Annotated in this window: 17 protein-coding genes and 1 pseudogene; 10 read left to right on the top strand and 8 right to left on the bottom strand. The window is 71.9% G+C overall.

The features are described from left to right. Window positions 1-21: 21 nt before the first annotated feature. The 3 genes from GA0070561_RS09770 to GA0070561_RS09760 form a co-directional block, all read right to left on the bottom strand. Window positions 22-861 carry a carbohydrate ABC transporter permease gene (locus GA0070561_RS09770; protein WP_091398610.1) on the bottom strand — a complete coding sequence of 280 codons (840 nt, stop codon included), beginning with the start codon at window positions 859-861 and terminating at the stop codon, window positions 22-24. Beyond that, window positions 854-1,846 carry a carbohydrate ABC transporter permease gene (locus tag GA0070561_RS09765; RefSeq protein WP_091398607.1) on the bottom strand — a complete coding sequence of 331 codons (993 nt, stop codon included), beginning with the start codon at window positions 1,844-1,846 and terminating at the stop codon, window positions 854-856. The genes GA0070561_RS09770 and GA0070561_RS09765 overlap by 8 nt, the downstream gene beginning before the upstream one ends. Before the next feature lie 70 nt (window positions 1,847-1,916). Continuing rightward, window positions 1,917-3,215 carry an ABC transporter substrate-binding protein gene (locus GA0070561_RS09760; protein ID WP_091398604.1) on the bottom strand — a complete coding sequence of 433 codons (1,299 nt, stop codon included), beginning with the start codon at window positions 3,213-3,215 and terminating at the stop codon, window positions 1,917-1,919. Between the two features lie 235 nt (window positions 3,216-3,450). On the opposite strand from GA0070561_RS09760, the gene GA0070561_RS09755 reads away from it, so the two are divergent. Both GA0070561_RS09755 and GA0070561_RS09750 read left to right on the top strand, forming a co-directional pair. Continuing rightward, the gene (locus GA0070561_RS09755) at window positions 3,451-4,650 is read left to right on the top strand and encodes an ROK family transcriptional regulator (protein WP_091398601.1); all 1,200 of its coding nucleotides are present in this window, start codon (window positions 3,451-3,453) and stop codon (window positions 4,648-4,650) included. A gap of 229 nt (window positions 4,651-4,879) precedes the next feature. Continuing rightward, window positions 4,880-7,516, top strand: a complete 2,637-nt coding sequence (locus GA0070561_RS09750; RefSeq protein WP_091398599.1) for a discoidin domain-containing protein — start codon at window positions 4,880-4,882, stop codon at window positions 7,514-7,516. 109 nt (window positions 7,517-7,625) lie between these two features. Here GA0070561_RS09750 and GA0070561_RS09745 read toward each other — a convergent pair whose 3' ends face one another. Beyond that, window positions 7,626-8,966, bottom strand: coding sequence for a flavin monoamine oxidase family protein (locus GA0070561_RS09745; RefSeq protein WP_244166135.1), 1,341 nt, complete (start codon window positions 8,964-8,966; stop codon window positions 7,626-7,628). A 150-nt stretch (window positions 8,967-9,116) separates the two neighbouring features. On the opposite strand from GA0070561_RS09745, the gene GA0070561_RS09740 reads away from it, so the two are divergent. Both GA0070561_RS09740 and GA0070561_RS09735 read left to right on the top strand, forming a co-directional pair. Then, window positions 9,117-9,473 carry a YciI family protein gene (locus tag GA0070561_RS09740; RefSeq protein ID WP_091398594.1) on the top strand — a complete coding sequence of 119 codons (357 nt, stop codon included), beginning with the start codon at window positions 9,117-9,119 and terminating at the stop codon, window positions 9,471-9,473. A 2-nt stretch (window positions 9,474-9,475) separates the two neighbouring features. Beyond that, entirely contained in the window at window positions 9,476-10,696 is a 1,221-nt protein-coding gene (locus GA0070561_RS09735; protein ID WP_091398592.1) for an RNA polymerase sigma factor, read from the top strand. Here GA0070561_RS09735 and GA0070561_RS09730 read toward each other — a convergent pair. After that, window positions 10,650-12,311 (bottom strand): DUF885 domain-containing protein, encoded by a 1,662-nt coding sequence (locus GA0070561_RS09730; RefSeq protein WP_091398589.1) that lies wholly within the window; start codon window positions 12,309-12,311, stop codon window positions 10,650-10,652. The two genes, GA0070561_RS09735 and GA0070561_RS09730, sit on opposite strands and share 47 nt — an antisense overlap. Before the next feature lie 235 nt (window positions 12,312-12,546). On the opposite strand from GA0070561_RS09730, the gene GA0070561_RS09725 reads away from it, so the two are divergent. Together GA0070561_RS09725 and GA0070561_RS09720 are read left to right on the top strand one after the other, a co-directional pair. Beyond that, the gene (locus GA0070561_RS09725; protein ID WP_091398587.1) at window positions 12,547-13,680 is read left to right on the top strand and encodes a carboxylate-amine ligase; all 1,134 of its coding nucleotides are present in this window, start codon (window positions 12,547-12,549) and stop codon (window positions 13,678-13,680) included. Between the two features lie 182 nt (window positions 13,681-13,862). Then, window positions 13,863-14,414 (top strand): GNAT family N-acetyltransferase, encoded by a 552-nt coding sequence (locus GA0070561_RS09720; RefSeq protein ID WP_091400115.1) that lies wholly within the window; start codon window positions 13,863-13,865, stop codon window positions 14,412-14,414. Window positions 14,415-14,475: 61 nt separating this feature from the next. Here GA0070561_RS09720 and GA0070561_RS09715 read toward each other — a convergent pair whose 3' ends face one another. Both GA0070561_RS09715 and GA0070561_RS09710 read right to left on the bottom strand, forming a co-directional pair. Continuing rightward, a complete protein-coding gene (locus tag GA0070561_RS09715) occupies window positions 14,476-16,260 on the bottom strand; it encodes an N-acetylglutaminylglutamine amidotransferase (protein ID WP_091398584.1) in 1,785 nt (594 codons plus the stop codon). Window positions 16,261-16,358: 98 nt separating this feature from the next. Beyond that, window positions 16,359-16,790 carry a MarR family winged helix-turn-helix transcriptional regulator gene (locus GA0070561_RS09710; RefSeq protein ID WP_091398582.1) on the bottom strand — a complete coding sequence of 144 codons (432 nt, stop codon included), beginning with the start codon at window positions 16,788-16,790 and terminating at the stop codon, window positions 16,359-16,361. Window positions 16,791-16,887: 97 nt separating this feature from the next. Between GA0070561_RS09710 and GA0070561_RS09705 the strand changes: the two genes are divergently transcribed. Continuing rightward, the gene (locus GA0070561_RS09705; RefSeq protein WP_208603723.1) at window positions 16,888-18,666 is read left to right on the top strand and encodes an ABC transporter ATP-binding protein; all 1,779 of its coding nucleotides are present in this window, start codon (window positions 16,888-16,890) and stop codon (window positions 18,664-18,666) included. 44 nt (window positions 18,667-18,710) lie between these two features. Here GA0070561_RS09705 and GA0070561_RS33915 read toward each other — a convergent pair whose 3' ends face one another. After that, window positions 18,711-19,622 (bottom strand): TetR family transcriptional regulator, encoded by a 912-nt coding sequence (locus tag GA0070561_RS33915; protein ID WP_208603722.1) that lies wholly within the window; start codon window positions 19,620-19,622, stop codon window positions 18,711-18,713. 109 nt (window positions 19,623-19,731) lie between these two features. On the opposite strand from GA0070561_RS33915, the pseudogene GA0070561_RS09695 reads away from it, so the two are divergent. The 3 genes and pseudogenes from GA0070561_RS09695 to GA0070561_RS09685 all read left to right on the top strand — a co-directional run. Next, window positions 19,732-20,634: pseudogene (locus GA0070561_RS09695) on the top strand (ABC transporter ATP-binding protein); the annotation flags it as partial. A 119-nt stretch (window positions 20,635-20,753) separates the two neighbouring features. Further along, on the top strand, window positions 20,754-22,379 hold the full coding sequence (locus GA0070561_RS09690) for an ABC transporter permease (protein ID WP_091398570.1): 1,626 nt from the start codon (window positions 20,754-20,756) through the stop codon (window positions 22,377-22,379). Between the two features lie 106 nt (window positions 22,380-22,485). Further along, window positions 22,486-23,058 (top strand): hypothetical protein, encoded by a 573-nt coding sequence (locus GA0070561_RS09685; protein WP_091398567.1) that lies wholly within the window; start codon window positions 22,486-22,488, stop codon window positions 23,056-23,058. Window positions 23,059-23,070 lie beyond the last annotated feature (12 nt).

Raw genomic sequence — 23,070 nt, 5'->3', positions numbered from 1 at the left:
TCTCCTCTGGGGTTGGATGACTCACTTGACCGCGCCGGCGGTGAGGCCGGCGACGAAGTAGCGCTGCAGGGCCAGGAACCCGACGACGACCGGGATGCTGACCACCAGCGAGGCGGCCATGATCTGGTTCCAGTAGACGTTGAACTGGGTGGAGTAGCCCTGCAGGCCGACGGCCAGGGTGCGGCTGCCCTCGTCGGTCATCACCGACGCGAAGAGCACCTCACCCCACGCCGTCATGAACGCGTACACGGTGACCGCGACGACGCCGGGCACGGCGGCCGGCAGGATGACCTGGAACAGGGTGCGCAGCGGACCGGCGCCGTCGACCTGCGCCGCCTCGTCCAGACCCCGGGGGATCGAGTCGAAGTAGCCGACCAGCATCCAGATCGAGAACGGCAGCGAGAAGGTCAGGTACGTGATGACCAGGCCGGTACGGCTGGCGTACAGCTCGATGCCGGTGGCATTGCCCAGGTTGACGTAGATGAGGAACAGCGGCAGCAGGAACAGGATGCCGGGGAACATCTGCGTGGACAGCACCGTCACCGAGAAGACACCGCGACCGCGGAACCGGTACCGGCTCACCGCGAACGCGGCGAAGATGGCCACCGCCACCGAGCAGACCGCAGCGATGCTCGACACCACCAGGCTGTTCACCAGGTACCGGGCCAGCGGCACGGTGCTCCACATGTCGATGAACGGTTGCAGGGTGGGCCGGCTGGGCCACCAGGTGAAGCCGTTCTGCACGTCCTGCAACGGCTTGGCCGCCGAGGTGACCATCACGTAGAGCGGGATGACGACGAAGAGGGTGAGCAGGGTCAGCACGATGCGCCGGCCCCAGCGCTCACCGGCGGTCTCACGCATGGTCGTCCCTCCGACGGTTGGTGATCAGCAGGTACGCGGCCGAGACGATCAGCAGGAACAGCAGCAGCGCCACCGACATGGCCGACCCGGAGCCGAAGTCCCAGGTCTTGAAGGAGCTGCGGTAGATGTGGATGGAGATCAGGTCGGCCTGCTCCGGGGCGGAGCCGCCGAACAGCACGAACGGGGTGTTGAAGTCGTTGAACGTCCACAGGAACAGCACCAGCAGCAGCACCAGGTTGACCGGCCGTAGCATCGGCAGGGTGACCGAGCGCAGCCGGCGCCAGAACCCGGCGCCGTCGATCGCGGCGGCCTCGTACAGCTCGCCGGGCACGTTCTGCAAGCCGGCCATCAGGCACAGGAACGCGAACGGCCAGTTGCGCCAGACCGACACGACCAGCAGCGACCAGAAGCTGTTGTCGCCGATCAGCCAGAACGGCCGTTCGTTCATCAGCCCGAGCTGGTCCACGAGCACGTGGTTGACCAGGCCGGTGTCACGTTGCAGCAGGAAGCTCCAGGTGATCACGGCGGCGTAGACCGGCAGCGCGTACGGGGTGAGGAACAGCGCCCGCAGGATCGCCCGTCCACGGAACGGCCGTTGCAGGACGACCGCCGCCGAGATGCCGAGCAGCCAGGCGAACCCGACCGAGAGCAGGCTGTAGGCCAGGGTGATCCAGAACGAGTGCAGCAGTTCCTTGCCGGCGGCGCTGTTCAGGTCGAGCGTCGCCCGGTAGTTCTCCAGCCCGATGAAGGGCGCGGTGGACCAGTCGCGGATGTGGAACTGGGTCAGCTCCAGCAGGCTCATCCAGACCCCGACGACCATGGGGATCACGTGGATGGCGAGTTCCAGCACGACGGCCGGTGCGAGCAGCAGGTACGGCAGGAGCGAGCGGCGGGGGCCGCGGGGCCGGCGGGCCGGCCCCCGGGCCGGCGATCCGGCCCGGGGTTCGCGTCGGTCGGCGTCCGGCGCGGTGGTGCTGGTTGCCATCGGGGTCCTCTCGGAGGCGGTGGCCGTGGCCGGGCTCAGCGCCCGACCACGGCCACCGGTGACGCCTGGGTCAGCGCATCTTCTGCTGCGCGTCGGTCAGCTTGGCCTTCACCGACTCCTCGGTGACCGGCTTGCCGCTGGCCGCGTCGGCGAACAACTCCTTCATCGCGGTCCCGACCAGGGTCTCGAAGGTGCTCTCATCGGGCACCTGCGGCAGCGGGGCCGCGGTGGTGACCAGGGTCTCCTGGATGGTCTTCTGCTCCGTGGCACTGAACGCCGGGTCGGAGGCCGCGGTCTTCACCGCGGGCAGCGAGCCGTACGTCTTGTTGAGGATCGTCTGCTCCTCGTCGCTGGTCATGAACTTGACGAAGCTCAGCGCGCCGTCCTTGTTCTTGGTGTGCTTGAAGACCGCCATGTTGATCCCGGCGACCATGCTGTTGACCTTCTTGCCGCCGGCCGGCGGGCTGGCCAGGAACGGCACCGGTGCCACCCCGTACGCGTCGGCGGGCATGTTCTGCGTCTTCAGGTTCGACCCGGCGGACTGCCACAGCAGCATGGCGGCCTTGCCGTTGGCGAAGTCGGAGACCGACTGGTTCTGCGCGTACTCGGCGTTGCTCGGGTTGGTGATCTTGTCGGCGGCCATGAAGTCGATGTACCGCTTGATCGCCGAGACGTTCTGGGGGGTGTCGAAGGTCGGCTTGCCGGCCGAGTCGAACCACTCGCCGCCGTACTGCTGGCTGAAGGTGAAGGCGTGGTGGGCGTTCTCGGACGGGTTGGCACCCTCGATCGCCAGGCCCCACTTGCCGCCGGTGCTCAGCTTCTTGCCGTACTCGGCGAGCTGCTCCCAGGTGGTCGGCGGCGCGGTGATGCCGGCGTCGGCGAACGACTTCTTGTTGTAGTACAGGCTGTACGCCATGCTGTAGAGCGGCACGGCGGCCGGCGGCTTGCCGGGGGCGCCGGCGGCGGCGAGCGCGGCGGGCACGATCCGGTCCTTGCCGCCGACGGCCTGCAGGGCGGCGTCGTCGAACTCGACCAGCGCGCCGGTGGCCTGCAACGACGCCGACCAGGTGTTGCCGATGTTGACCACGTCCGGGCCCTTGCCGGAGGCGGCGGCGGCCAGCAGGCGGTTGAGCAGATCCGACCAGGGGACCACCTCGACGGTGACCTTGATCCCGGTCTGCTTCTCGAACTTGTCCAACTCCGGCTGGAGGATGGTCTTGTCGGCCTCCAGGCTGGCGCCCTGGTTGCTGGCCCAGTAGGTGAGCGTCTTGGGCGATGCGGCGGAGTCGTCGCCGGAGCCTCCGCAGGCGGTCAGCGAGGCGGCCGCCAGTACGGCGGCGGTGAATATCCCGAGGTGTCGTCTCGACACGGGTCAGCCCTTCCGGTGCGTGGTGGGGGTCCGCCGGCCTTCGTCACCGATAGGGGTCGGGCGACGGGGGCCGGCTGCGGACAGGGTTCGGGGGTGCGCCGTCGGTGTCCGTCGGCGTTTCCCGGGAGTTACATCACGGCTTAATTTATGTCGTCATTAAAGTTGCTGGTCGGTGGGTCGTCAAGCACGAGGCGGTTACAGTCGCCTCGAACGGCCGACAGGAACGAGGTGACGAGTGGAGCTGGCGCGAGCCACCAACCGCAGCGTGCGGTTGCGCAACCGGTCCGCCCTGCTGACCAAGCTCTTCCTGGACGGCCCGCTCACCCGGCAGGACCTGGTGCGCAGCACCGGGCTGAGCCAACCCGCGGTCAGCAACGTGGTGGCCGACATGATCGACGAAGGGCTGGTCGTCGAGGCCGGCGCCGCCGAGTCCGACGGCGGCCGGCCCAGCATGCTGCTGCGGATCGCGCACCGCTTCGCCTTCCTGATCGGCGTGGACGTCGGCGAGACCCGGGTCCGGGTGGAGCTGTTCGACTTCGCGATGACCCTGCTGGCCAGCGTCGAGTACCCGCTCGACCCGGCCCGCACCGAGCCCGACCTGGTGGCCGGGCACGTGCTGGCCGGCATCGAGGCGGTCACCGGTCAGGCCGGGGTGGCCCCCGGCGACGTGCTCGGCGTCGGCATCGGCGTCTCCGGCGTGGTCGAGCAGGGCACCGAGGCCGTCGTGCACGCCCAGGCCCTCGGCTGGGACCGGGTGCCGCTGGAGCGTCTGATCGGCGCCGGCACCGACCTGCCGCTGCACATCGACAACGGCGCGAAGACCCTCGGCCAGGCCGAGATGTGGTTCGGCGCCGGCCGTGGCGCCCGGCACGCCGTCTTCGCGTTGGTCGGCTCCGGGGTGGGTGCGTCGGTGGTGACCAATGGCGCCACCTACCGGGGGGCGTCCAGCAGCGCGGGGGAGTGGGGGCACACCACCCTGGTGTACGGCGGCCGGGTCTGCCGGTGCGGCGCGCGCGGTTGCCTGGAGGCGTACGTGGGGGCGGAGGCGATCATCGACCGCTACCGGGAGGCGCGCCGGGGTCGACCGGTGCCGGGCGAGGACGAGGAGTCCCAGATCGCCGCGCTGGTCGCCGCCGCCGAGACCTCGGCCACCGCCCGACGCGTGCTGGAGGACACCGCCGGCTACCTCGGCGCCGGGGTGGCCAACCTGATCAACCTGTTCAACCCCGAGCGCGTGGTGCTCGGCGGCTGGGCGGCGATGGCCCTCGGCGACCTGCTGCCGGCCGTGCGGGAGGCGGCCGGCCGGCAGGCGCTGCGCCAGCCGTACGAGCAGGCGTCGATCGAGCTGTGCCGACTCGGGGTGGACGCGGTGGCGCTGGGCGCGGCCACCCTCCCGATCGCCCGCTTCCTCACCGAGGGTGGCGTCCGCCGCTGAGCGGGGACGACTGCGGCGCCGTCGGCAAATTACCCAAAAAGAATCCTCGGGATAAATAACGAAGTTATAGATCGATGTCTTGACGCCGTCGCAATCTCGCCGCAACACTCCTACGAGAGCGCTCTCCGACCCGCGACGCCGCATCGGCGGCACCACCCACGGCGCCACGGGGCGAGCCGATCCCATCCGCGCGGCACCCCCTCGTAGCCCTCTATCGACAGGCGATGTCATGACATCTCGTGCAACATCCGTACGCCCGCGTCCTCGACGCGTCGTCCGGCACCTGCTGGTCGGGCTCACCGTGGCCCTGGTCGCGGCGCTCACCCCGACCGGTGCCACAGCGCCCGCGCAGGCCGCGCCCACCCTGCTGTCCCAGGGCCGCCCCGCCACCGCCTCGTCCAGCGAGAACGCCGGCACCCCGGCCTCCGCGGCCGTCGACGGCAACACCGGCACCCGCTGGGCCAGCGCGTTCAGCGACCCGCAGTGGTTGCAGGTCGACCTGGGCGCCCGGGCCACCATCAGCCAGGTGAACCTGCTCTGGGAGGGCGCCTACGGCCGGGCCTTCCAGCTCCAGACCTCCGACGACGGTGCCACCTGGACGACGATCTACTCGACCACCACCGGCACCGGCGGCACCCAGAACCTCACCGTCACCGGCGCCGGCCGCTACGTACGGATGAACGGCACCGCCCGGGGCACCGGTTACGGCTACTCGCTCTGGGAGTTCCAGGTGTACGGCGAGACCGGCGGCACCACGCCGACCTGCGGCAGCACCAACGTCGCGCAGGGCAGCCCGGCGACCGCCTCGTCCAGCCAGGACGCCGGCCTCGCGGCATCCGCGGCGGTCGACGGCAACACGGGCACCCGCTGGGCCAGCGCCGCCAGCGACCCGCAGTGGCTGCGCGTCGACCTCGGCAGCACCCGCACCATCTGCCGGGTGGTGCTCACCTGGGAGGCCGCGTACGCCCGGTCCTTCCAGCTCCAGACCTCGGCCGACGGAGCCACCTGGACCACGATCTACTCCACCACCACGGCCACCGGCGGCACGCAGTCCCTCACCGTCACCGGCAGCGGGCGCTACCTGCGGATGTACGGCACCGCCCGGGGCACCACCTACGGCTACTCGCTGTGGGAGTTGGCGGTGAACACCACCGGCGGCGGGACCGGCGAGCCCCCGGTCGACACGACCGACCCGCGCAACCCGAACCTCGGGCCGAACACGTTCGTCTTCGACCCGAGCACGCCGACGTCGACCATCCAGAGTCGACTGAACACCCTCTTCACCCAGCAGGAGACCAACCAGTTCGGCCCGCAGCGCTACGCGGTGCTGTTCAAGCCCGGCAACTACACCGCCGACGTCAACCTCGGCTTCTTCACCCAGGTCGCCGGCCTCGGCATGAGCCCCGACGACGTCAACCTCAACGGCCACGTGCGTGCCGAGGCGTTCTGGTTCGGCGGCAACGCCACCCAGAACTTCTGGCGGGCCGCCGAGAACCTGTCGGTCACCCTGCCCGCCGGGCAGACCGTGGAGCGCTGGGCGGTGTCCCAGGCGGCGCCGTACCGGCGGATGCACCTGCGCGGCGCGCAGAACCAGATCCAGCTCTGGAACGGCGGCGACGGCTGGTCCAGCGGTGGCCTGATGGCCGACACCCGCATCGACGGCCTGGTCGTCTCCGGCTCGCAGCAGCAGTGGTACTCCCGCAACAGCGAGTTCGGCAACGGCTGGACCGGCTCGGTCTGGAACATGGTCTTCCAGGGCGTCAACGGCGCTCCCGCGCCGAGCTTCCCCAACCCGTCGCACACCGTCATCCCGCAGACCCCGCAGGTCCGGGAGAAGCCGTTCCTCTACGTCGACGGCACCGGTGAGTACCGGGTCTTCGTGCCGGCGCTGCGCACCAACTCGACCGGAACCAGCTGGTACAACAAGACCCCGGCCGGCTCGTCCATCTCGCTGTCGCAGTTCTACGTGGTCCAGCCCGGCACCAGCGCCGCCACCATCAACGCGGCCCTCGCCCAGGGGCGGCACCTGCTCTTCACCCCGGGCGTGCACCGCGTCACCGAGCCGATCCAGGTCAACCGGGCCGACACTGTCGTCCTCGGTCTCGGCCTGGCCACCATCCAGGCCGACAACGGCGCGGTGGGCATGCGGGTGGCCGATGTGGACGGCGTGAAGGTGGCCGGCATCATGTTCGAGGCCGGCACGACGAACTCGCCGGTGCTGATGGAGGTCGGGCCGTCCGGCTCGTCCGCGAGTCACGCCACGAACCCCACCTCGCTGCACGACGTGTTCTTCCGCATCGGCGGGCCGCACGTCGGCAAGGCCACCAACACGCTGACGGTCAACAGCGACAACGTGATCGGCGACCACATGTGGCTGTGGCGGGCTGACCACGCCGCCAGCGGCGTACCGACCGGCTGGACGCTGAACACCGCCGACACCGGGCTCACCGTCAACGGCGACAACGTCACGATGTACGGCCTCTTCGTCGAGCACTACCAGAAGTACCAGACCATCTGGAACGGCAACGGCGGCCGGACGTACTTCTACCAGAACGAGCTGCCGTACGACCCGCCCAACCAGGCGGCCTGGATGAACGGGTCGACCCGGGGCTACGCCGCGTACAAGGTGGCCGATTCGGTGACCAGCCACCAGGCGTTCGGGCTGGGCAGCTACAGCTACTTCAACGTCAATCCCGCCGTCGTCGAGGAGCGGGCCTTCGAGGTGCCCAACAACCCGAACGTGCGCTTCACCAACATGGTCACCGTCTCGCTCGGTGGCGTCGGCACCATCAACCGGGTGATCAACAACGCCGGTGGCACCGCGAACGCGGCCAACCAGCAGGTGTACCTGACCACCTACCCCTGACCGGGGCGCCCGCGCCGGCCCGGTCCTCGGTGACCGGGTCGGCCGGGTAGCACCCAGGGCCGTGGCCGGCCCGGTCCCGCCGAGACCGGGCCGGCTGCGGTCGTGCCGCTCAACCGGCCAGCACCTCGGCCGCCGCCCGTTCGCCGGCGCGCACCGCGCCCTCCAGGTAGCCACTCCAGCGGGTGGCCGTCTCGGTGCCCGCCCAGTAGACCCGCCCCACCGGCGTCCGCAGGTGCGGGCCGTACGTCCGCCAGGTGCCCGGGGTGAGCGCACCGGAGAAGCAGCCCCGAGTCCACTCGTCGGCCGACCAGTCGTACTCGACGAGGTCCACCGGGTCCTCGGCTCGTGGCCCGACCACGTTGGCGAACGCTTCCAGCAGGCACTGTCGACGTCGCGCGGGGGACATGCCGCGAAGCGCGGCGGCGTCAGTGGAGTAGCTGAACCCGGTCAGCACCCCGAGCGGCGAGGTGGGGGTGGAGTTGTCGACCGTCTCGGTGAGCGGACCGGCGCTGCTGGTGGCCACCCCGGAGCGCCCGTCCGCCCGCCAGAACGGCTCCGGGTAGACGGCGTGCACCTTCAGCGCCGAACCCATCGGCATGCGCTGGGTGAGCCCGTCACGCAGTGGAGGCAGCGGCGGGTCGTACCGGATCCGGCCGGCCAGCGCCGGGGCCAGCGCGACCACCACGGCGTCGCCGTCGACGCGCCCGGTGTCGGTCCACGCCGTCGCGCCTTCGACGGTCTGTCCGATGGCTCGCACCGGCGCGGCCAGCGTCAGCGCGCCCTGCGGCAGGGCGGTGGCCATCCGTTCCGCCAGCGCAGCCGGCCCGCCCACGATCCGGTCCTGCTGCGCGCCGCCGGCCATCCCGAGCAACGGCCCGGTCCCGCCCGCGCTGCGCAGGTAGAACAGCAGGTGCAACAGGGACAACTCGTCCGCGCCGGTGGCCAGCAGCCCGCCGGCGAGCACCCGCCCCAGGTAGTCGGCGGTGTCGTGGTCCCCGGCCGTGGTGGCCAGCCACCCGCCGAGGGTCGTTCGGTCCCACCCCTCGGCCTCCGGCGTCGCCCAGGGTGCGGCTGGGTCCAGACGTGCGGCGTACTCGTCGAGCAGGCCGAGCACCCGGCCCACCTGCGCCGGCGGTTCGGCCCGGCGCTCACCGGCCCAAAGCACCGTGGGCGCGCCGACCGATGCCGAGGCGAAGGTGGCCAGCCCGTGCTCGGCGACCAACGCGTACATCCGGTCCTGGGTCGGCCCGATCCACTGCGCCCCCAGGTCGAGCTGCGTGAGCTCGGGCACCCAGCGGGTCAGCACCCGACCGCCCACCCGGTCGCGGGCCTCCAGCACCCGCACCTGGGCGCCGGCACGGCTGAGCGCCAACGCGGCCGCGAGCCCGGAGAAGCCGGCGCCGACCACGACCACCCGCAAGCCGTCGACCACATCGCGGTCTACCCACAACCGTCGCACCCATGACTACCGGCTCCGGTCGCGGCACACCCGGGCCGGGTCGGACGCCGAGAATTTTCCGCCGGCCTGTCGATCTGGGCGGCGGCCGATCGTGTGGAGGATGAGAGGTCGGCGACGCGCCGGCCCCCGCGAGGAGGAACGATGACGCTGTACCTGCTGAGCATCCACCAGCCGCAGGGTGAGCTGCCGCCGGAGCCGGAGTTCCTGGCCGGGGTGATGCGTCAGCTCGGCGAGCTGCGCGACGAGTTGGCGTCCACCGGGTCGTGGGTCTTCGGGCATGGCCTGCACGGCCCGGAGACCGCCACCGTGCTGCGTCCCCGCGACGGCGACGTCCTGGTCACCGACGGACCGTTCGTGGAGGGCAAGGAGTACCTGGGCGGCATCACCATCATCGACGTGCCGGACCTGGACGCCGCCCTGCACTGGGGTCGCCGTTACGCGTTGGCCACCACCCTGCCGATCGAGGTGCGCCCCTTCCAGGGCGGGGCCGGCGACTGACGGTGCCCGACGTGGAGGCGGTGTTCCGCGCGGAGTACGGCCGCGCGGTCGCCGTCCTGGTTCGCCTCCTCGGCGACATCGACCTCGCCGAGGAGGCCGTCCAGGAGGCTTTCGTCGTCGCGGTGGCGCGCTGGCCGACGACCGGCCTGCCGCCCAGTGCGGCCGGCTGGATCATCACCACGGCCCGGAACCGGGCGATCGACCGGCTGCGCCGCGACGCGTCCCGGGTCGACCGGCACGCCCAGGCGGCCCTGTTGTTCGCCGCCGACAGTCCCGTCGAGGAGGGACCGGTGCACGACGACCGGCTACGGCTGATCTTCACCTGCTGCCATCCGGCGCTCGCCCCGAGCACCCGGGTCGCCCTCACCCTGCGGCTGCTCGGCGGACTGAGCACCGCCGAGATCGCCCGAGCCTTCCTGGTGCCGGAGCCGACCATGGCGCAGCGGCTGGTCCGCGCCAAGTCGAAGATCCGCAACGCTGGGATCCCGTACCGGGTGCCCCGCGACGCTGACCTGCCCGACCGGCTGCACGCGGTTCTCGCGGTGCTCTACCTGATCTTCAACGAGGGGTACGCGGCCAGCGCCGGCCCGCACCTGGTCCGCGCCGAGCTGTGCGCCGAGGCGATCCGGTTGACCCGGCTGCTGGTCGAGCTGATGCCGGACGAGCCGGAGGCGCTCGGTCTGCTCGCCCTGATGCTGCTCACCGAGTCCCGCCGCGACGCGCGGACCAACGCCGAGGGTCAGCTGGTGGCGCTGCCGAGCCAGGACCGGGCCCGGTGGGACGCCGAGCTGATCACCGAGGGGCAGGCGCTGGTGCGCCGTTGCCTGCGCCGCGACCGGCCCGGCCCGTACCAGATCCAGGCCGCGATCGCCGCCGTGCACACGGCCGCGCGGCGCGCCGCCGACACGGACTGGGCGCAGATCCTTCAGCTGTACGACCAGCTGACGGTCGTCGCCCCCAGCCCGGTGGTGGCGCTGAACCGGGCCGTCGCGCTCGCCGAGGTGTCCGGACCGGCGGTCGCGCTGACCGAGGTGGACCGCCTCGACCTGGTCGGCTACCACGTCTACCACGTGGTCCGCGCCGACCTGCTGGCTCGGCTCGACCGGGGCGGGGAGGCCGTCGAGGCGTACCGGACGGCTGTCGCCCTGACGGACAACGCGGCCGAACGGGCCTTTCTCACCGCACGCGCGACGGCCCTGAGCGCGCGTCTGCCACCGGGATAGGCCGGGAATCGAGGGAAGCTGTCAACTGATCCAAGCCCAGCGACCCCAGCTCCAGGGCCTGGCGATGGAATGCGCGCCGGTCGCCGGGGAAGGACGAGCGGCCTGCCAGCCACACGCGCTCACCCACCTTGTAGGCCAGCGCCTGCCCTGGCCGGCCCAGGTAACGCGCGAGCTCGGCGGATGCGTACGGCCCTTGATGGCAGCGGTCCTGCAACAGCTTCAGCGCCGCGTCCGCCGTCCACACGGCTCCATCGCCAGATGGCATCGGCAGTCGCAGGTGCAGGCCGATGTCGAGTACGACCCGCGCGGCGCGCAGCAGCTGCATGTACAGGTACCCCAGTCGAGCACCCGGCTGTTCGTAGAACCCGAGCTCGTCCATGAACCGCTCGGCGTACAGTGCCCAGCCCTCCTGGCTGCCGGAGAGGCCGCCGAGCAGGTTGAGCCTCGGCCCGAGGCCTCCCCGGCAGACCTCGGAGCCGAGGTGGAGGTGGTGGCCGGGAACGCCCTCGTGATAGGCGGTGCTGTAGGCGTACCAGGTGGGGAAACTCGCTGCGTCCTCCGGGATGGACCACCAGACCCTGCCCGGCCGCGTCAGGTCCCGCGACGGCCCGGTGTAGGCGATGCCGGACGACGTCGTCAACCGTGACTCGATGCGCCGCAGCGGGGCGGGGATGTCGAAGTGCACGCCGTCCAGCCGCTCGGTGGCAGCCTCCAACAGCTCCTGCAGCCACGCGGCAAACGACTCCCTGCTGTGCAGGGTGCCGGGTGCGTCGGGGCTGGCGAGCCGGGCGAGCACCTCTGGCACGCCCCCGCCCAGCGCCTTCGCTTCCGCGATCAGTTCTGCCTCTGTCGCTCTGAACTCGTCCCAGCCCCAGTCGTACAGCTCACGCAAATCAGGCTGGGCCGCGAGGAAGGTGCGCACCCAGAGTGCGTACCGCTGCTGGCCGAACGCCTCATCCTCGACGGCCTGTGGGGCCAGGTCCGCGGTCAGCATCCCAGCCAGTTTCTGGTACGCCTCTCGGGCGTCCGTCGCTGCGGCCTGCAACGACGCCCGCTGACGCCCCTCGCCGTAGCGATCCACCAGGGCGACATCGTCGTCGATCCAGTTGCGGCAGCGCTGCGTGACGAGCTCCACTTGACGCCGCGCCGGCAGATTGCCGCGCTCTGCGGCGAGTACGAGGCTGCGGGCATACCCGTCCAGGGCGGCGGGGATCGAGGCCATGCGTGCGCCGACACGAGCCCAGGCCTCCTCGAAGGCCGCGCCCTCGGCGCCGGGGCCGGGAACCGCGGCCTCGACGGCCTGGCGGATGAGCTGGAGCGGACCGGTGGCGGCCGCGTGCAGTTCGCGCAGGTCCTCCCCGGCGTCGTGGAAGGCGATACGCGTGTGCAGCCGTTCGGCGAGGTGGGCGTGCAGCGGGCCCGCGGCCGGCAGTGCGTCGCCCAAGCTCTCGAGCTCGCGCAGGGCGCGGGCTGCGAGGTCGGCGCGGGCCTGGTGGCCCTCGGGGCTGTAGTCGGTGAGCCCGTCGACATCCTGCTCGCCAGCCTCGACTACCGCTGTGCAGGGGTCGAGGCTGGCCATGTCGCAGAGGAGCCGATCCGCGAAGTCCTCGATCATTGGGGCCATGCTAGGGCCTTGACCTAGCTGCGTGGTGCGAGCCGCATCGATCGCGGTGCCTCGGCTCGGCCGGGGCGGGGAGGCCGTCGACGCGTACCGGACGGCCGTCGCCTTCACGGACAACGCCGCCGAACAGGCCTTCCTCACCGCCCGCGCGGCGGTCCTCAGCGCGTGTTTGTCATCGGGGTAGGCCGGGAACCCGAGGCACCGCCGCAGCAGGGGATGGGGAGGGGCCATGGCGTACCGACCGACCGTCGTCGACACCGTGCCCGACCTGTCCACCCTCACTCTCGGCGTGGAGGAGGAGTACCTGCTGCTCGACCCGGACAGCGGGCGGAACCTGCCGGTCGCCGACCAGGTGCTCGCCGCGCTGCGTGGCCCCGCCCGGGACCAGAGCCGCCAGGAGTTCCGGCACAGCATGGTGGAGATGGTCACCCCGGTCTGCGCCGACCTCACCGAACTGCGCGCGCACCTGGTGGCGCTGCGCCGCTCCGCCGCGAAGGCCGCCACGGCGGCCGGGGCCCGGTTGGTGGCGGTCGGCGCCACCCCGGTGGCCGAGCCGCACCGGACGGTCCCCGACGAACCGCGCTACCACGCGATGTCGCGCCGGTACGGGCCGGTGGCGCACGACCCGGCGGTGTGTGGCTGCCACGTGCACGTCGGGCTGCCAGACCGGGAACTGGCCGTGCAGGTCTGCAACCACCTGCGGGTGTGGCTGCCGGTGGTGCAGGCGATCACCACCAACTCGCCGCTGCACGACGGGTACGACACCGGACACGCCAGTTGGCGCTCGATGCAGTTGGAACGGTGGCCCAGCATCGGTCCGACGCCGTACTTCGACTCCCTCGCCGACTACGACCGCACCGTCGACGAGCTGATCGCCGCCGGCATCATGCTCGACGCGGCGATGGTCTACTGGTACGCCCGGCCGTCGTCGACGTACCCGACGGTGGAGGTGCGGGTCGGTGACGTCTGCACCGAGGTGGACGACGCGGTGCTGGTCGCCGCGCTGGTCCGGTCCCTCGTGGCCACCCTCGTCGACGACGTACGCGCCGGGGTGACCGCCCCGGACGTCCGGGACTGCCTGGTCGCCGCGGCGCACTGGCGGGCCGCCCACGACGGTCTCGACGGCGAGCTGATCGACCTGCGTGCCGGTGGCACCCGGCCCGCCTGGGCGCTCGTCGACGAGCTGATGGCGGTGATCGCCCCGGCCCTGCTGCGCCACGGCGACCTCGGGTACGTGGTGGCGCAGCTCGCCCGGCTGCGTCGCGACGGCACCGGCGCCACCCGGCAGCGACGGGTGCTGGAGCGCGCCGGAGACCTGCACGTGGTCCTCGACGACCTGGTCGCCCGCACCGCCGCCGGCTGACCGCCGGCACGGTCCACCCTCTTATCTGGACACCTTGCGCTCGGACGGTTCTGCCATTGCCTGGCGAATCCCTCACGTCGTGTGGCATGCGGGTGAGGAGGGTTGCTGGTGCTCGGGCTGGGCACCAGGCCCGATTCGCCCCGCGGCGGACGGCGATAGTGCGGATCATGAAAGATAGGACGATGGCGAGACTCGAAACTCCACGACTCGTGCTGCGCCGTTGGCGCAATGACGACATCATGCCCATGACGGCGATCAACGCGGATCCGGACGTCATGCGCTGGATCGGCAGCGGGACGCCTGCCGATCCAGAACGCACGGCGGCGGGAATCGCCGGCTGCGAAAGCGCCTGGGACGACCACGGGTTCGGGTTGTTCGCGGTCGAGGTCCGCCAGACCAGCGAACTGGCGGGTTTTACCGGCTTGGCGATCCCAACCTTCCTGCCCGAGGTTATGCCCGCGGTCGAGATCGGTTGGCGGCTGGGCAGACCGTACTGGGGACAAGGCTTCGCCACCGAGGCCGCCCACGCAGCGCTGCACTTCGCGTTCGTCGATCGAGAACTCGATCGGATCCTCAGCATCCACCAGATCGGCAACGACGCATCTGAACGTGTCATGCAGAAACTCGGCATGCGGCTAGACCGCGAAACGATCGACCCCTCCTGCAACCGCCCGACCCGCGTTTATGCGATCACCCGCGATGAGTACAACCGCACTCGCGCCATACCGGCCTGACAGGCCACTCGACAGTTGTGAGGTGCCCACAGGGTGCTCCAAGTGTCCAGATAAACCCGGTTCAGCGGATGTCGTGGGTCTGTAGCCACAGCTCCAGCAGGCCGAGCTGCCACAGCTTGTTGCTGCCGGCCGCAGCCTCCGCCCGGTCCGGCTCGGCGAGCAGATGGGCCACGTACTCCGGGCGGAACAGCCCCCGCTCGCGCGCGACCGGCGCCTGCAACGCCTCGGCCACCAGCTCGCGCACCGGACCGTCCACCTTGCGCAGCGCCGGCACCGGGAAGTAACCCTTGGGCCGGTCGATCACCTCGGCCGGCAGCACCTCCCGGGCGACCTCCTTGAGCACGCCCTTTCCGCCCAGGCTGACCTTGTGCTCCGGCGGGCAGTGCGCGGCCAGGGTGACCAGGTCCTGGTCGAGGAAGGGCGTACGCACCTCCAGACCCCACGCCATGCTCATGCTGTCCACCCGCTTGACCGGGTCGTCGGGGAGCATCAGGTGGGTGTCCAGGCGCAGCACGGCGTCCAGCGCGGTCTGCGCCCCGGGCGCGGCGAGGTGCCCGGTGAGCAGGTCCCGGCTGGCGTCGTGCTCCAGCGCGTACGCCGGGCCGACGATGCGGCGCAGCTCGTCGTGGCCGCGGTCGAAGAACGCGGCGGCGAACGTCTCGGCGGCGCCGTGCCGGGGCGCCTCGACCAGTGGCTGGTGGTAGCCGTAGCCGGCGAACACCTCGTCGGCGCCCTGCCCCGACTGGGCCACCTTCACGTGCTGCGCCACCTGCTCGGAGAGCAGGTGGAAGGCGACCACGTCGTGGCTGCCCATCGGCTCGGTCATCGCCAGCACGGCCCGACGGACGGCGGGCACCAGGTCGTCGTCGGCCAGTCGGATCCGATGGTGGTCGGTGTCGTACGCGCGGGCCACCAGGTCCGAGTAGTGGAACTCGTCGCCGGACTCGCCGTCGCGGCTGTCGAAGCCGATGCTGAACGTACGCAGGTGTTGCTGGCCGGCCTCGGCGAGCAGCGCCACGATCAGGCTGGAGTCCAGACCGCCGGAGAGCAGCACCCCCACCGGCACGTCGGCGACCAGCCGTCGGCGTACCGCCGCGCGCAGCGCGTCGCCGATCGCGGCCCGCCAGTCGCCGGCGTCCATCCCGGCGTCGGCGGGCTCCCGCACGTAGTCGGGTCGCCAGTAGACCTCCTCACGGCTGCGCCCGTCCGCCTCGATCACCCGCAGGGTGGCCGGCGGCAGCTTGCGCACACCGCGCAGCACGGTACGCGGCGCGGGCACGATGGAGTGCCAGGACAGGTAGTGGTGCAGCGCCACCGGGTCGATGCCGGTGTCGACGTCGCCGGCCCGCAGCAGCGCGGGCAGGGTGGAGGCGAACCGCAGCCGCCCAGGTGTCTCGGCGAGGTAGAGCGGTTTGATGCCGAGCCGGTCGCGGGCCAGGATCAGCCGCCGCCGGACCCGGTCGACCAGCCCGATCGCGAACATGCCGACCAGGTGGTCGACGAAACGGTCACCCCAGTGGGCGTACGCCACCAGGATCACCTCGGTGTCGCTGGTGGAGTGGAAGGCGTACCCGGCCCGGCGCAACTCCTCGCGCAGCTCCGGGTAGTTGTAGATGCAGCCGTTGAAGACCAGCGCCAGGCCCAGGTCGTCGCGGACCATCGGCTGCCCGCCCGCGTCGGACAGGTCGATGATGGTCAGCCGGCGGTGCCCCAGGGTCACCCAGCCGTCGGCGAACAGGCCCTCGTCGTCCGGGCCTCGTGAGCGCATCGCCTCGGTCATCCGGGTGACCGCCGCCGCGTCGGGCGAGCGGCCGTCGAATCGCGCCTCCCCGCTGATCCCGCACATCAGCCGGGCCTCCCGTCACCTCGCCCCCGACCGGTGCCGGCCGGTCCCGCCGACCGGACGGGGGCGCTGGCTACCCGTGGGCGCGGGGAGCAAACCCGTCAGCCGCGCAGGGTACGCAGGATACGGGCGAGTTCGGCGCGGTCGGTGTCGTTGAGGTGGCCGAAGAATCGGTCGGCCTCGGCCCGGCGCGCGGCCCGGATGGCGGTGCTGACCCGGTCGCCCTCCTCGGTGAGCGCGACCAGTGTCGCCCGGCGGTCGGCCGGGTCGGGTCGGCGCTCGACCAGCCCCCGGGTCTGGAGGTCGTCGACGACCTCGGTCGCCGACCGGGGCGCGATGCGCAGATGCTCGGCGAGGGTGCCGGGGCGTACCTCGCCGTGCCGGGCCAGCACGCCGAGGGCCCGGGACTGGCTGGGGGTGACGTCCCAGGGCGCCAGTGAGTCGCGGGTCTGCCGGCGCAGACGGGACGCCACCGCCCAGAACGTCTCCGCCAGGCTCTCGTCGTCGGCGCTGTCGACGGTGTGCTCGGTCACCGGAATACGGTAGCAGGATATGTGGTTGCTCCCTCATGATGAGGTAACCTCAGCAATATCGCCGACGAAGGGTAGTGCCCCCTTGGAACCCACCCCGATGGGCCGCGACCGCGGCCACCGCACCCTCAGCGCCGAAGAGAAGACGCAGGCCCGTCAGGTGTCCCTGCGCCGCATCGGCCGCCTGTTCACCCCCCACCGGCCCGCGCTGGCCGCCGTCACCGCGATCATCGTGGTCTCCTCGATCATCGCGATGGCCACCCCGTTCCTGCTGCGTGCCGTGATCGACCGGGCCCTGCCGCAGGGCGACGTGACCCTGCTGGTCTGGCTGGTCCTCGGCATGGTCGCCGTCGCGGCGGTGACCTCCGCCCTCGGCGTCGTGCAGACCTGGATCTCCACCCAGGTCGGCCAGCGGGTCATGCACCGGCTGCGCACCGACGTCTTCAGTCACCTCCAGCGCCAGTCGCTCGGTTTCTTCACCCGCACCCGCACCGGCGAGGTGCAGTCCCGGATCACCAACGACATCGGCGGCATGCAGTCGGTGGTCACCTCCACCGCCACCGCCGTCGCCGCCAACCTCACCACAGTGGTCGCCACCACCGTCGCCATGGTCGCGCTCTCCTGGCAGCTCTCCCTGGTCTCGCTCGTGGTGCTGCCGCCGGCCATCTGGCTGACCCGTCGGGTCGCCCGGATGCGCCGCGAGATCACCGCCCAACGGCAACGCGAACTCGCCGACCTCAACGTCACCGTCGAGGAGGGGCTCTCGATCAGCGGCATACAGCTGGCCAAGACCCTCGGCACCGGCCCCGCGCTGATCGACCGCTTCACCGCCTCCTCGGCCCGCCTGGTCGACCTGGAGCTGCGCAGTGAGCTGGCCGGCCGCTGGCGGATGGCCTCGATGAGCATCATCTTCGCCGCCGTACCGGCGGTCATCTACCTCGCCGCCGGGCTGCCCGGCACCGCCGGCACGCTGAGCATCGGCACCCTGGTCGCCTTCACCGCCCTGCAGGGCGGCCTGTTCCGACCGCTGATGGGGCTGCTCAACGTGGGCGTCTCGCTCACCGCGTCGCTGGCGCTCTTCGCCCGGATCTTCGAATACCTGGACCTTCCGGTCGACGTGGCCGACCCCACCGAGCCGGTCCGCCTCGACCCGACCCGGGTACGCGGCCACCTGCGCCTGGAGGACGTCACCTTCGGCTACCCGGGCAGCGACACCGCCGCCCTCGCCGGGATCACCCTCGACGTGCCCGCCGGCACCAGCCTCGCCCTGGTCGGCGAGACCGGCTCCGGCAAGAGCACCCTCGCCGGGCTGATCAGCCGACTGCACGACCCGAGCGCCGGCCGTATCACCGTCGACGGCGTCGACCTGCGCGACCTGCGCCTGGCCGACCTGGCCGCGATCGTCGGCGTGGTCAGCCAGGAGACGTACCTGCTGCACACCACCGTCCGGGAGAACCTGCGCTACGCCCGGCCGGAGGCCACCGACACCGAGATCGAGGACGCCGCCCGCGCCGCCCAGATTCACGACCTGATCGCCGGGCTGCCCGACGGGTACGACACAGTGGTCGGCTCACGGGGCCACCGGTTCTCCGGCGGTGAGAAGCAGCGCCTCGCCATCGCCCGGACGCTGCTGCGCGACCCGCGCATCCTGGTCCTCGACGAGGCCACCAGCGCGCTGGACACCGAGACCGAACGCGCCGTACAGCGGGCCTTCGACGTACTCGCCCAGGGGCGCACCACGATCACCATCGCGCACCGGCTCTCCACGGTCCGCGACGCCGACCAGATCGCGGTGCTCGACCACGGTCGGATCGTCGAGGCCGGTACCCACGCCAGCCTGCTGGACCGCAACGGCCGCTACGCCACGCTGGCGGCCTGAACGCCGGATCACAACCGTCTCGAAACCGTCTCGGAACTGTCTCGTTATGGCGCGGTCAGGTGGCGGTAGACGGTGGCCCGCGAGACACCCAGCGCGGCGGCGATGGCGTCCACGGAGTGGGTGCCCGCCGCGTGCATGCGCCGGGCCGCCTCGACCTGCTCCCGGCCCAGAGCGGCCGGCCGTCCCGGCCGCCGACGTCGGCTCGCCGCCCCGCTCGCCGCGCCCGCTGGCGTCGCCGGGGTCGCGCTCCCCAGGGTCGCGTCCGCGTCCGGCCCGGCGGCGGCGTCCGCGTCCGGCCCGGCAGCGGCGTCCGTGCGCGGCCCGGCTTCGGCGTCTGTGTGTGGCCCGGCGGCGGCGTCCGTGCGCGACCCGGCCGCGGACCCCGCGGGTGGGCCGGCCGCCGTGTCCGCGGGATGCGGGGCCAGCAGTCGGCGTGCGCCGTCGAGCATGTCGGCGCGCAGCACCTCGTCGGGCACGTCGGTGAAGAAGACGACCGGATCGCTGCACGCGCCCACCGCCTGGACCGCGAGAACCCGCTCGCGGCGCCCCGCGTTCGGTCCGGCGATGAGGTCGTTGGCCCGCATCGCGACCTCCATCAGGCGGTGGTACGTGTCGCCTCGACCGACCAGCGCGATGTCGTGGTAGAGCATGCCGAGCGGTCGACGATGAGCGAGTATGACGTCCACCCAGCCCTCCAGGACCGTCCACCGGGCCTGCTCGGTGGGTTGCGTCTGCGCGGCGTCGAGCAGCGTCTCCAGGTCGGCCAGCAGTGGCTCGACCAGGGCGGCGAGCAGGTGCTCCTTGGCCGGAAAGTGGTACAGGATCGCGGTCTTGGTGAGCCGCAGCCGTTCGCCGATCTGCCGCAGCGAGGTGCGCTGGTAGCCGTGTTCGGCGAACAGGTCGAGCGCGGCGCGCAGGATCCGGGTACGGGTGTCGTCCGCGGGATCGGCGGTCATGCCGGCCAGCCTAGCGACGTCCTGACCGGTGGGCACGATCACCGTTGATTCCACTGACCGTCGGTCAGTACAGTGGTGACTCTCGACGCAGCCAACGGCAGGAGGGGCCATGCCCGTCATCTCGATCGGCAACCTGGTCAAGACGTTCGGCGCCATCCGGGCACTCGACGGGCTGGACCTGCACGTCGAGCAGGGGGAGGTGCACGGCTTCCTCGGGCCCAACGGCTCCGGAAAGTCCACCACCATCCGGATCCTGCTCGGGTTGCTCCGCCGCGACTCCGGCGACGCCCAGGTGCTCGGCGCCGACCCGTGGCGCGACGCGGTCCGCCTGCACCGCCGACTCGCGTACGTGCCGGGTGACGTCAGCCTCTGGCCCAACCTCACCGGCGGGGAAGCCATCGACCTGCTCGGTCAACTGCGCGGTGGCCTCGACCGGCGTCGCCGCGACGAGCTGCTGCACCGCTTCGACCTGGACCCGACCCGCCGCTGCCGCACCTACTCCAAGGGCAACCGGCAGAAGGTCGCCATCGTCGCCGCCTTCTCCTCCCCGGTGGAGCTGTACGTGCTCGACGAGCCGACCTCCGGCCTCGACCCCCTCATGGAGGCGGTGTTCCAGGACGAGGTCCGGCGGGTCAAGCAGGCCGGTGCCACAGTGCTGCTCTCCAGCCACGTGCTCGCCGAGGTCGAGGCGCTCTGCGACCGGGTCAGCATCATCCGCGAGGGCCGTACCGTCGAATCCGGCACCCTCACCGAGCTGCGCCACCTCACCCGCACGGCGGTGACCGTCGAGACCGCCCGCCCGGTCAGCGGCCTGGACGTGCTGCCTGGCGTGCACGACGTGCACGAGGTCGACGGCCGCACCCACCTGGAGGTCGAGCCCGCCCACCTCGACGAGCTGCTCGGCCAGCTCATCCGCTTCGGCGTCCGCGCGCTGACCAGCACACCACCGACCCTGGAGCAGCTCTTCCTACGCCACTACGGCGACGACCCCGCCGCCGCTGCCACCGGCGCTCCCGCCACTGCTGCCGCGGGCGCTTCCACCGCCACTGCTGCATCGGGCGCTCCCAGCGCTCCCGCCGCCGGCTCCTCGGACGCCGACGCGCAGGTTGACGCCCCGCACGGCGGTGCCCGGTGAGCGCCCTCACCGGCACGACCCGGCTGGCCCGGCTCGTGCTGCGCCGCGACCGGATCCGCCTCGCCATCTGGATCCTCGGCACGCCCCTGCTCGGCTACGCTCTCGCCGGCAGCGTCGCCAGCATCTACCCGGGCCAGGAGGCCCGGCTGGGCTACGCCACCACCTCGGCGTCCAGCCTGGTCGCCCGCGCCTTCAACGGCCCCATCCACGGCACCGACCTCGGTGCCGTGGTCGTCGCCGAGACGTACGTGACGCTGGCTCTGATCGTCGCGCTGCTGAGCACCTTCGCGGTGACCCGGCACACCCGCCAGAACGAGGAGACCGGCCGGGCCGAACTGCTCGGCGCCAACGTGGTCGGCCGGTACGCGCCGCTCACCGCCGCGCTGTTCGTCATCGTCGCGGCGAACACAGTGGCCGCCGTGCTGCTCGCGGTCGCGCTGGCCGGCGCCGGTCTGCCGCTCGCCGGCTCCGTCGCGGCAGCGGCCGCGATCGGCGGCGTCGGGGTCGCCTTCACCGCGATCGCCGCGGTCACCGCCCAGCTCTCCGTCACCGCGCGCGGCGCCAACGCGCTCGCCGCCGCCACCGTCGGGCTCGCCTTCGTGCTGCGCGCCGCCGGAGACGTCTTCGGCGAACAGAGTGCCGACGGCACCCGAGTGCGCAGCGCCTGGCCGTCGTGGATCTCCCCGCTCGGCTGGGGCAACCAGGTACGAGCCTTCGACGGTGAACGCTGGTGGGTGCTCGCCCTGCCCGTCGCACTGCTGCTCGTCGGAGTGGCGCTGGCGTACGCCCTCGCCGAGCGACGCGACCAGGGCGCCGGGCTGATCGCCCCTCGACGCGGCCCGGCCACCGCCGCGCCACGGCTGCTCAGCCCTGCCGGGTTGGCCTGGCGGATGCAGCGCGGCACGCTGCTCGGCTGGGCGGTCGGGGTGGCCGTGCTCGGCTTCTCCATGGGCATCGCCGGCGACGAGTTCAACGACATGATCGACGCGAATCCGGCCGCCGCCGAAGCGATCAACGCGATGGGTGGCGGGGCCGACCTGATCAACGCGTACCTGGCCGCGATGCTCGGCCTCTTCGCCCTGACCATCGGCGCGTACGTCGTGCAGGCCCTGCTCCGCGTACGAGGCGACGAAGCCGACGGGGTGCTGGAGGCCGCCCTCGCCACGGCGGTCAGCCGTACCCGCTGGCTCGGCACCCAGGTTCTCGCCGCGACGCTCGGTGCGGTCGTCCTGCTGCTCGTCGCCGGTGTGACCACCGGCCTCGGCTACGGCATCGTCACCGGAGACCCGCTCGGCCAGGCCGTCGAGCTGGGCGGTGCCGCGCTGCTGCGCCTGCCCGCCCTGCTCGTGATCGCCGGGGTGGTGACCGCGATCTTCGGGCTGCTGCCCCGCTGGTCGGTGGTGCTGTCCTGGACGGCGCTGCTGGTCTTCCTGCTCCTCGGGCAACTCGGCGCGGTGTTGGAGCTGCCGCAGGCCGCGCTCAACGTCTCGCCGTACACCCATGTGCCGGCCGTGCCCGCCGTCGACCCGGCGGCGCTTCCCCTGGTGGTGCTGGCGGCGGTGGCCGCGGCCCTGCTCGCCGTCGGCGTGGCCGCCTTCCGCCACCGCGACGTCCCGTCCTGAGCCGCGTTCCGTACTGAACTGCCGCCGATGACAGGAACCGGGCCGGGCAACTCGCGGGTGTGGCTCGGGGCGGACGAGGTTGCCTGGTGCTGGCAGCCTCGAGCGCGTGAGCGACCTTCTGACGCAGCTTCCGGCGCTCCTCGGCGTCCTGGTGGGCACCGTGGGCACGATCCTCGCCACCTCCCTCGCCGACCGCGCCCGATGGCGGCGCAGTCAGAGCGTCCGCTGGGACGAGCGGCGGCTCGACGCGTACGTCGACTACGCGCACGCCCTCAAGGAGAGTCACGCGGTGGCGCTGCGGCTCACGGCCGACCACCGGCCGGGATCGCGAAGCCACCCCATCGACCGTGAGGAGGGGCTGGTCCGGTTGGCTGAGGCGGACGCTCGGCGCACCATCGTCTGGGAGAACCTGCTGCTGCTCGGCGACGAGCCGACGGTCGCCGCTGCCGCCCGCTGGCGGGACGCGATCTGGCAGGTCGAACGGCTCGCCCGGGGAATCGTCGAGCCACCATCGGACGTGGCGGGCATGCTGACCCGCGTCGACGAGGCCCGCGACGGCTACTACCGGGCGGCCCGGCGCAGTCTGGGGGTGCGCGGGGGGTCGGTGGAGCAGTCCGCGACGCTGCGGCAGGCGTTCGTCGACCGGTCCACCGCGACGCCGGAGGCACCCGCCACCTGAGTGCGGCGGTGC

The sequence above is a fragment of the Micromonospora saelicesensis genome (assembly GCF_900091575.1).
In the GTDB taxonomy this organism is placed as follows: Bacteria; Actinomycetota; Actinomycetes; order Mycobacteriales; family Micromonosporaceae; genus Micromonospora; species Micromonospora saelicesensis.
This window is presented reverse-complemented; position numbering and strand designations above follow the sequence as displayed.